Genomic DNA, 7859 nt, shown 5'->3' on the forward strand with positions numbered 1-7859 from the left:
AGGCGCCTCCGCTAGCCCGTGAACGGGAAGATCGGGACGGTCCTGCACGCGGCATCCGACGGATCGCCCGGCTGCAACGGCGCCGGATGCACCATCCCGAGGACGTACAGCCAGGTCAGGACAGCGGCGACGGCAGCCATGGCAGGCCACAGATACCAGCGGCTTCCCGACAGAGGGTCGAGCAGTGTGGCAAGAACGAGCAGCACGGTCAGCATGACCACCCAGACCAGGGTCGGGGCCGTCAGCAGGTTCGGGTAGGGCTCGTGATCCTGGCTCATACAGCGGTGCCAAGCGGAGACGACCCGGGTGTGGCCGTAGAGCGTGCCCGCTGTGGCGAGGACCAGGGCCGCCAGGTCCCTCGCGCAGCCGCCCGTCGTCCTACCACCCTGTTTCGGTGTCACACCAACCCCCCAGTGATCATCACGGCCATCGACGCATTCGGCTGGCTTCCGGTTCCCAGGGGCATCGGTGTTCCTTGGCGACGGCGTGCAGACGGATGGTCCCGGTAGACCTCAGGACTCCGACGGAGTCGCTCGCCGGTCGCGGAGCGGCCGTCACTACCCGAGGAGTGAACGGGCGGCGCTGTCCGACCGGCAGACGGCCGCAACTGCACCGGCCGCCATGGGTCTTCCGGTAGCAGGCACCGACGCGGGTCAGATCCGGTCTGCGGTTTCGCCCAGCCGAAGGGACGCAGGCCCCGGCGCTGGCAGGATGGCCCGATGAGTGCTCCCTGCCGACGCCAGCAGCCCGTCCCGCACCCCGAAGCGGGCGCGGATGGCCTGGGGCGCCACCGGGATGCGGTCTCCTCCTTGGCCGCTGTGGGGCAGTGACGTGCTGCCCTACGTCTACCGGATCACCAAGTCAACATTTCCGAACTGTCCTGGCGCCCCGTCAACCATCCCTCCGACGTCGTCGCGGTCGGTCGACGGATCACGGCGGAAGTCCTTGACGTCGACATGGTGCGAGAACGGGCACTGCTGTCCCTCAAAGCGCTGCAGGACGACCCAGGGGCGGGTGTGGGGGATAGCCGCCCCTCGGGATCCGGTGAAGTGCACGCCGCGGAGCTGTGAGGAGCGGCCACCGCCCGCCGTCGTGGTCGGCCCCGTCAGCCCCTCCGGGGGTGCGATCGCCGTGTTCTCGGCTCTGACGAGCCGGGAGAGCCCGCCCGTCGGCCCGTCCTGATCTGACTGGGTGGATGGCCCGTCGGCGGAGAGTGTCGTCGTCCGGACAGCCGGGCACTTGGGTCAATCTCGTCCAGGAAGAGAGGCGGGAACATGGCCGTGCACCGTTTCGGATCGTCCGCTTGCAGCGCACCACGGGGTAACCGGAGCATGAGCAGCATCACGACATACCGGCGTTACCGGGCCCGGGGCCTGACACTCGGCAAGACGATGCTCCTGGCGGTCGCGGCGCTGACCGCTGCCACATCGTGCTCCAGCGGTCCGACCCCGGCTCCAACCGGAAGCGCGGCTGCGAGCGCGGGTGTGGCTCCGGGCGGGCAGGCATCCGCGACGATCACCGTTACGGAGAAGGAGTTCTCAGTGAGCCCTTCGCAGACCACGGTGGCCCCGGGTACGTACACGCTCGTCGTGGAGAACGCCGGGGCCGTGGCACACTCGCTGGCCGTCTCCGGGCCCGGGGTCTCCAACGCGAAGACCTCGACCATCCCGCCCGGCGGCCGGGAGCAGCTCACCGTCACGCTCCAGGCGGGGTCCTACGATCTGTGGTGTCCCATCGACAACCACCGGGCGCTGGGTATGGAGACCCACCTCCAGGTCGGCGGGAGCGGCCCGGCATCCCCGGCCCCCGGGAGCGCCACGGCAAGTCCGACCGGGTGAAAGCGATGGCTCCCCCTCCCACCGACCGCCGGCACCGGACCGCCTCCGGCCTGCGGACCTTCGCGCTGCGGATCCTCCAAGTGGCGACCGCCGCCGCGCTGGCCGCGGACGCCTACATCCACGCTGACCTCGCCCCCGCCTACGACCCGGTCGGGCAGCACATCAGCCAGGGCACGCTGTTCCGAGTCGAAGCGGCCGCGGCGTCGCTGGCGGCGCTCCTCGTGCTGCTCCTCGGCCGGCGGCGGCCGGTGTGGGCGTTCGCCTTCCTGGTGTCCCTCACCGCGCTGGTCTGCGTGGTGCTCTACCGGTACGTCGACGTGGGAGCGATCGGTCCGCTACCGAACATGTACGAGCCCACCTGGTTCCCGGAGAAGACCGCCTCCGCGGTCGCCGTAGCCGTCGGCACCGTGACCTCGTTCGCCGGGTTCCGGATCACCGGCCGACCGCGCTGAGCGCGGTGCCGCCGACGTTCGGCGTCGCAGCTGTCGAGGACAGCGGAGAGGTGCACCGCTGCGCCGCACGGCCCGCCCTTCGGTGTGGAGGGATGAGACACCTCACACAAACGGAAGTGCAACTTTCAACATATTTCGAGGTAGCGTCGTTCGTGTTGCATCGGTTCGGAGCGCCGCTCGGGGCCTGACCGAGAGGGGGGACGGGTCGAGCAGGAAGGAGAGCTCATGAATCAGCTGTTCGAACGACCAGTCGTGCCGCACTCGCCGTGCCGGCCTCGGTGACGAGCCCGCTCCTGGTGGTGAGCGGCGCGGCCGTGGCGGTGCCCAACCCGGCCGTCCACCGGACTGCGGCCGTCTCCCGGTACGGCGATGACCGAAGCGGCCGCCATCGCTACGGGCGCGCAATCCGGCCGGGACGGCCACCGTCTCCAGGAGCGCACCGACTGCCGGGTCATCGACGCCGCTGACCTGGACGAGTTCGATCCCATACCTTCCGCTGCCCCTCCGAAGGCAGGGGCTTCAGCGGCCCGTGCGGGTTGCACTGCCGCACTGAACGGAGCAGAACATGACACTCGCTGCTTTGCTGGGGCGCCCGGTCGGCGTCGCACGGTGGTCGGAATCGGCACGCCGGGCCCTGCGGTTGGCGAGCAGCTCCTGGGCAGCGCGCCCTGGGCGGGCGGCCACAGCGCTGACGCGGAGCGCCAAGGGACTGGTCGCAACCCTTCTGGCCTGGGAGATTTCCTCGTGGTGGCTCCCCGAAGCACAGCAGTACCTCGCCGTGGCGACTGCGCTGGCCATGGTCAACGCCTCGACCGTCTACCGCTCGGTGACGCAGGCCGTCCGCAGCGTGGCTGCCCGGGTAACGGGACTGTCGCTGGCCGTGGCGGTCGTGTGGTTGCTCGGCTCGGCCGCAGGAAGCGCCGCAGCGATCCTGGCCATCGCGCTGGTGACCGGCGGTCGCCGGGGCTCCGACAATCGGCTGCAGATCGCCTCGACGGCGATGCTCGCCCTGACGGCGGCGACGGCGGCTCCGATGGGACACGTGGTCACGCTGACCCTGGCGACCCTGATGGGTGCGGCGATCGGGATCGCGGTGAATGCCCTCATCCTGCCGCCGCTCCACCTGGCCGCCTCCGACGCCTCGGTTCGCGACCTCGCCGCAGCCATGGGGACGCTGCTCGGAGACATGGGCCGTGGACTGCGGGAACGGCAGCACGCCGACCGCGCACACGCGTGGCTCGAGCGGGGCAGGCACCTGGAGGAACTGGTGGTGCAGGCGCAGGAAGACGTCCGCCAGGGTCAGGAGAGCCTGCGCTGGAACACGCGGTGCGCGGTGCGCGGCAGGCACGAGCCGCTGCCCCACGGCGAGGCGCTGCGCGCCCTGCACCGGGTCTCCTTCCAGGTCCGCGGCATCGCCAGGACACTTGCCGACAACGTGGACGACCGGCACGCCGACCACCACCTGGGCCAGCTCTTCCTCGACCGGTACGCCACCACCTTGGAGGAGGCGGGGCAGGCGGTGGGATCATTCGCCGGCTCCGGGCAGGCCGCCGGCTCTGGCGGGAGCGATGCCCGCGGCGGGCTGCGCCGAGCCATCGACGAAGCCACGGACTGGCACGGGCTGATGACCGAACTGATCGAACGGGGCGCGCTGGTCAAGCCTGGCGCCTGGCACGTGTACGGATCGCTGATGACCGATGTCGAGCGTCTGCTCGCCGACCTCGACCATGCGGACCGGCTCACCGAAGCCATTCCGGCGCCCCGGCAGGCCTGATTCCGCAGTGAGTCGTCGTTTTCCCAGGCCCGCGGCGAGTGCAATCGCCGGATCGGTGGCCAGGGCGGACACACGATGTCGCCCATCGGCCCAGCGGTTCCGACTGGAAGAAGTGACGCAACGAGTGTTTCCGCAGTTCAGAGCCGTAGTTGGGCTGAGAGGCGGGCCCACGGACAGTGGAAGTCGGGATCTACGGTGCAGGTGCTGTCCGACCTGGCTCACGAACTCGGAGGCAGACGGCCCGGCAGTCCACAGAAGTAGGGTGCGTCTGGGCCAACTGCCGTGTGATGCTTGGCGGATGACAAGACCGCGAGATCATGCCAAGGTGCGTCGGAGCTATGACAGCGTGGCCTCGGAGTACTGGGGACGGATCGGCGACGAGCTCACGCACAAGCCGCTGGACCGGGCGCTGCTCACAGCGCTCCTGGAACAGACGGACGGCCTCGGGCCGGTCGCCGACCTGGGATGCGGGCCCGGACATGTGACCGGTTGGCTTGCGGACCATGGTGTCCGGTCGGTGGGGATCGATCTCTCGCCGGCGATGGTGGGGATCGCCCGCCGCGAACATCCTCGGGCGGAGTTCCGTGTCGGCGATCTCTTGCGCCTCCCTGCCGAGGACGGCGAGTTCGGGGCGGCCGTTGCGCTCTACTCGGTCATCCACCTCGAACCGTCCGAGATGCGAGCGGCCTTCGAGGAGATGCGGCGCGTGCTGCGGCCTTCCGGCAGGGTCCTTGTCGCGTTCCACGTCGGCACCGAGGTAAGGCACCTGGCCGAGTGGTGGGGACTGGAGGTTGACGTGGACTTCCGCTTCTTCGAGACCGAGAGGGTCATCGGCTGGTTGAAGGACGTCGGTCTGACGGTGGAGGCGAGCCTCGAGCGGACCAGTCACCCGCAGGAGGCGGAGACCCGTCGCGCATACGTGATGGCTCGCCGCGCCGACTAGCCAGGGTCTGTTTGAAGGCGGACCCCGGCCAGAACCATTCGCTGCCGTAGCGACAGCGACCGGTCGGACATGCCGATCAACAACGCCGGCACGCCCGGACACGTCGTCGGGCCGGCGGACGTGACGGCCGCCGAGATCCACAGGACGCCCAGCCCGGGGTGCGGCCCGGCGCCGGGCCGCACCCCGGGCTGGGCGGTCGCCCGTGGTTCACGCGACTCCCGGCGGCCTCTCCGGGCTGACCGTGTCGAGCAGCAGCTTCGCGGCCACTGCCGCTCCGTCGGTGCGGATCATGGCGGCCACGGCGGTCGCTCGGGTGCGGGTCTCGGGGTCAGGGCCGTGCTGAGTGCGGCCGACAGGGACTCGGTGGTCGGCGTCGGCCCGTCGTGCGCCGCGCCGATGCCGAGGCCGGCCACCCGGCCGGCCCAGTACGAGTCCGCCGCCTGGGGTACCACCACCTGAGGTGCCCCGGCCCGGGTGGCCGTGGTCCCCTGGCCGCCGTGGTGCACGACTGCGGCCACCCGACGGAACAGTGCCTGCTGGTTGACCTCGCCGACGACGAAGCAGTCGTCCCGGTCGTCGATCAGGGCCAGGTCGGCCCAGCCGCGGGCCACGACCGCGCGGCGGCCCTGAGCTCGGATCGCCTCGATGGCCGCCTGGGCGACGTTCGTCGATGTCCGCACGGGCATGCTGCTGAAACCCACTGACAGCGGGCGTGCGGAGTGGGGACACGGCCTGTGGGCCGCGGGCATCAGCGGGAGGGGCGCTGTTCTTGAGGTGCCTGTTTCCCTGACGGCGGCTTATCCCGTCGTGTCGGCGGTTCCAGGCGCTCCGGCGGCCGATGGTGTGAGCGGGTGTCAGGTTCAATCCGAAGGGCTAAACCATATCAATTCTCCTGTTTTCCAGATGATTTGACGCTTCAGGGGCTGCTCGATGCCCTGTGCTGGTACCTCGTTCGGCTCCCTGGCCTTGGCCTTCGAGATGCCCGATGTGAGTGTCGTCGTTACGTTCAGATCACCGGTCGGCGGCCTAGCCGACCGCTCAGGAAACAGGAGAAGTTCCATGCAGATCACCCGCGCCACCGCCATTACCGCGGCCGTCGGCGCCGCCGCGGCCCTGGCCGCGACCGGCCTCTCCTACACCTCGGCCGCCTCGCAGCCGGCGAGTCAGGCAGCCGCCCCAGCCGCCCCAGCCGTCCAGCAGGTGGCCGTTCCCGCTCAGGCGCCCACCGGTAACGACGGGAGGGACAACAACAACAATGGAAGCAAGGGCAACGAGGGACACGAGCACCGCGAGCACCGTGAGCACCGTGAGCACCGGCACCACCGCCACCACGAGGGCCGGATCCACATCAACGAGCGGACGTACTCCGCCCACTCGGACGGCTGCATCACCGTGGTCAGCGGCCTGGGCGCGAGGACCCTGAACATTCGCAACGACAGCCACAAGACGGTCGAGGTCTTCCGCGGCGCAGTGTGCGACAACGGAGCTCCGATCGCCACCGTCGGGCCTCGCAGCTCGGCCGACGGCGTGAACCCGCACTGCGTCGAGAGTGTCTTCGTCAAGAACGGTGTGCTGGCCAGCTTCCGGGTGGTCCACCGCTACGGGGGTGGCGGCCGCGACCACGAGGGCGGCGGCGACCGCGAGGGCGGCGGCGACCGCGGGGGCGACTGGGACTGATCAGGTCTTCCCTGAAAGGCCTGAGCGATGATGGTCTTGACGATCGCGAAAAGGGCGGTCGAGGGGCCGTGGACACCTCGACGGATCGGGAACGTGCTCGGTCAAGACCTTCTCCGTGACCGGCGATAGCGTGGTCCGGGATCGCGATGCGGTGGCCTGACCGGCGCCGGAACATCGCCGAGAACCGGACCACGCCGCGGTTGGCGCTTTTCTGCCTCACGGACGCCCCCGCCTGGCTCTTGCCGGGCGGGGCGTCCGTGGCTGCGTTTTCCGGGGTGTCTCCGGCTCCCTGACATCGGATACTAACGGGCTCCCGGGGCTCCGACGCCTACGCCACACCGGACTCCGCCTTTCCGAGGTACTCGTGGCCGACAAGCGGACCCCGGGGAAGCCGAACCGGCCCGGGACACCGACCTCGACCTGCGTCCGACGCGGGTTTCGGAGCGTCCACCCCGCTCGGCCTGCCCGGCCGGTGTGCCCGAACCGTGCGGCCCTGGCGGGCGGACCTCGAGATCCTGGACGGCTTGGGCGCGGGAGGCGCGGGGGGCGCGGGGCGGGGCTGCGACTGGCGTTCCTGACCCGGTGCCCCGCTCCACCCCGTTCCGCTCGCGGTCGGCGCCGGGGCAGGTATTCGCGGTCCTTGGCGCTCTTCGGCCTGTGGCCTGGGCCACATTGCTTTCGGCAACCCGGCGCACTCTGCGGCCCGCGTCACTCCCTTTCCTGTGGCTCGGGCCACATTCCGGCGGGGGCATTCGGGGCCTAAAGCCGCCCTAAAAGGGGAAAATCGGGCAATTAGGTTTAAGTTGCCCGTGACGGTGGCCACACGCGGCAGACACTCCGCTACCCCGCATAGTGGACCACCCCCACCGGGCCCGCGGCCATCCGGCCACCATCGCGGCCACCCCGGGGCCGCCGGGGCCGCCACCGACCGGCCGGTCCCACATCAGCCCAGTTCAGAGCCGTGATCACGGAACTCGAAAACGGGCCCGGAGGCCAGGTTTCAGCCCCACGGCGGCGGGTAGAACGACGCGCCCCGGGAACCCCGACGGGCGACGCTCCTACGACACCGCGTCGTAGACCGGCCGTTTCCGACCCCTTGGAGCCCGCCACCGGGCCCGCTAACAATGGCTTCAGTCGCCACGACGCACCGGGCCTTCCACCCGAGTCGTAGCGAA

Annotated in this window: 7 protein-coding genes and 2 pseudogenes; 6 read left to right on the forward strand and 3 right to left on the reverse strand. The window is 70.3% G+C overall.

Going from position 1 to position 7859, the window contains the following annotated elements; translation table 11 throughout:
- Positions 1-11 precede the first annotated feature (11 nt).
- Complete coding sequence (locus ABD369_RS33845) at positions 12-278, reverse strand: hypothetical protein (RefSeq protein ID WP_344640451.1); 267 nt, start codon at positions 276-278, stop codon at positions 12-14.
- 573 nt (positions 279-851) lie between these two features.
- Here ABD369_RS33845 and ABD369_RS33850 point away from each other — a divergent pair.
- The 5 genes and pseudogenes from ABD369_RS33850 to ABD369_RS33870 form a co-directional block, all read left to right on the forward strand.
- Positions 852-1007, forward strand: a pseudogene (locus ABD369_RS33850) (S1 RNA-binding domain-containing protein); the annotation flags it as partial.
- 384 nt (positions 1008-1391) lie between these two features.
- Positions 1392-1838, forward strand: a complete 447-nt coding sequence (locus ABD369_RS33855) for a cupredoxin domain-containing protein (protein ID WP_344640459.1) — start codon at positions 1392-1394, stop codon at positions 1836-1838.
- A gap of 5 nt (positions 1839-1843) precedes the next feature.
- Positions 1844-2290, forward strand: coding sequence for a hypothetical protein (locus tag ABD369_RS33860; RefSeq protein ID WP_344640452.1), 447 nt, complete (start codon positions 1844-1846; stop codon positions 2288-2290).
- A 778-nt stretch (positions 2291-3068) separates the two neighbouring features.
- Positions 3069-4064 carry an aromatic acid exporter family protein gene (locus tag ABD369_RS33865; RefSeq protein ID WP_344640453.1) on the forward strand — a complete coding sequence of 332 codons (996 nt, stop codon included), beginning with the start codon at positions 3069-3071 and terminating at the stop codon, positions 4062-4064.
- Positions 4065-4389: 325 nt separating this feature from the next.
- The gene (locus ABD369_RS33870) at positions 4390-5007 is read left to right on the forward strand and encodes a class I SAM-dependent methyltransferase (RefSeq protein ID WP_344640454.1); all 618 of its coding nucleotides are present in this window, start codon (positions 4390-4392) and stop codon (positions 5005-5007) included.
- 207 nt (positions 5008-5214) lie between these two features.
- On the opposite strand, the pseudogene ABD369_RS33875 reads toward ABD369_RS33870, so the two are convergent.
- Together ABD369_RS33875 and ABD369_RS33880 are read right to left on the reverse strand one after the other, a co-directional pair.
- A pseudogene (locus ABD369_RS33875) lies at positions 5215-5723 on the reverse strand (glycosyltransferase); the annotation flags it as partial.
- 144 nt (positions 5724-5867) lie between these two features.
- Positions 5868-6068, reverse strand: a complete 201-nt coding sequence (locus ABD369_RS33880) for a hypothetical protein (RefSeq protein WP_344640455.1) — start codon at positions 6066-6068, stop codon at positions 5868-5870.
- Between ABD369_RS33880 and ABD369_RS33885 the strand changes: the two genes are divergently transcribed.
- Positions 6067-6684, forward strand: a complete 618-nt coding sequence (locus tag ABD369_RS33885) for a hypothetical protein (RefSeq protein WP_344640456.1) — start codon at positions 6067-6069, stop codon at positions 6682-6684. The two genes, ABD369_RS33880 and ABD369_RS33885, sit on opposite strands and share 2 nt — an antisense overlap.
- Positions 6685-7859 lie beyond the last annotated feature (1175 nt).

The sequence above is a fragment of the Kitasatospora cystarginea genome (assembly GCF_039533515.1).
Taxonomy (GTDB): Bacteria; Actinomycetota; Actinomycetes; order Streptomycetales; family Streptomycetaceae; genus Kitasatospora; species Kitasatospora cystarginea.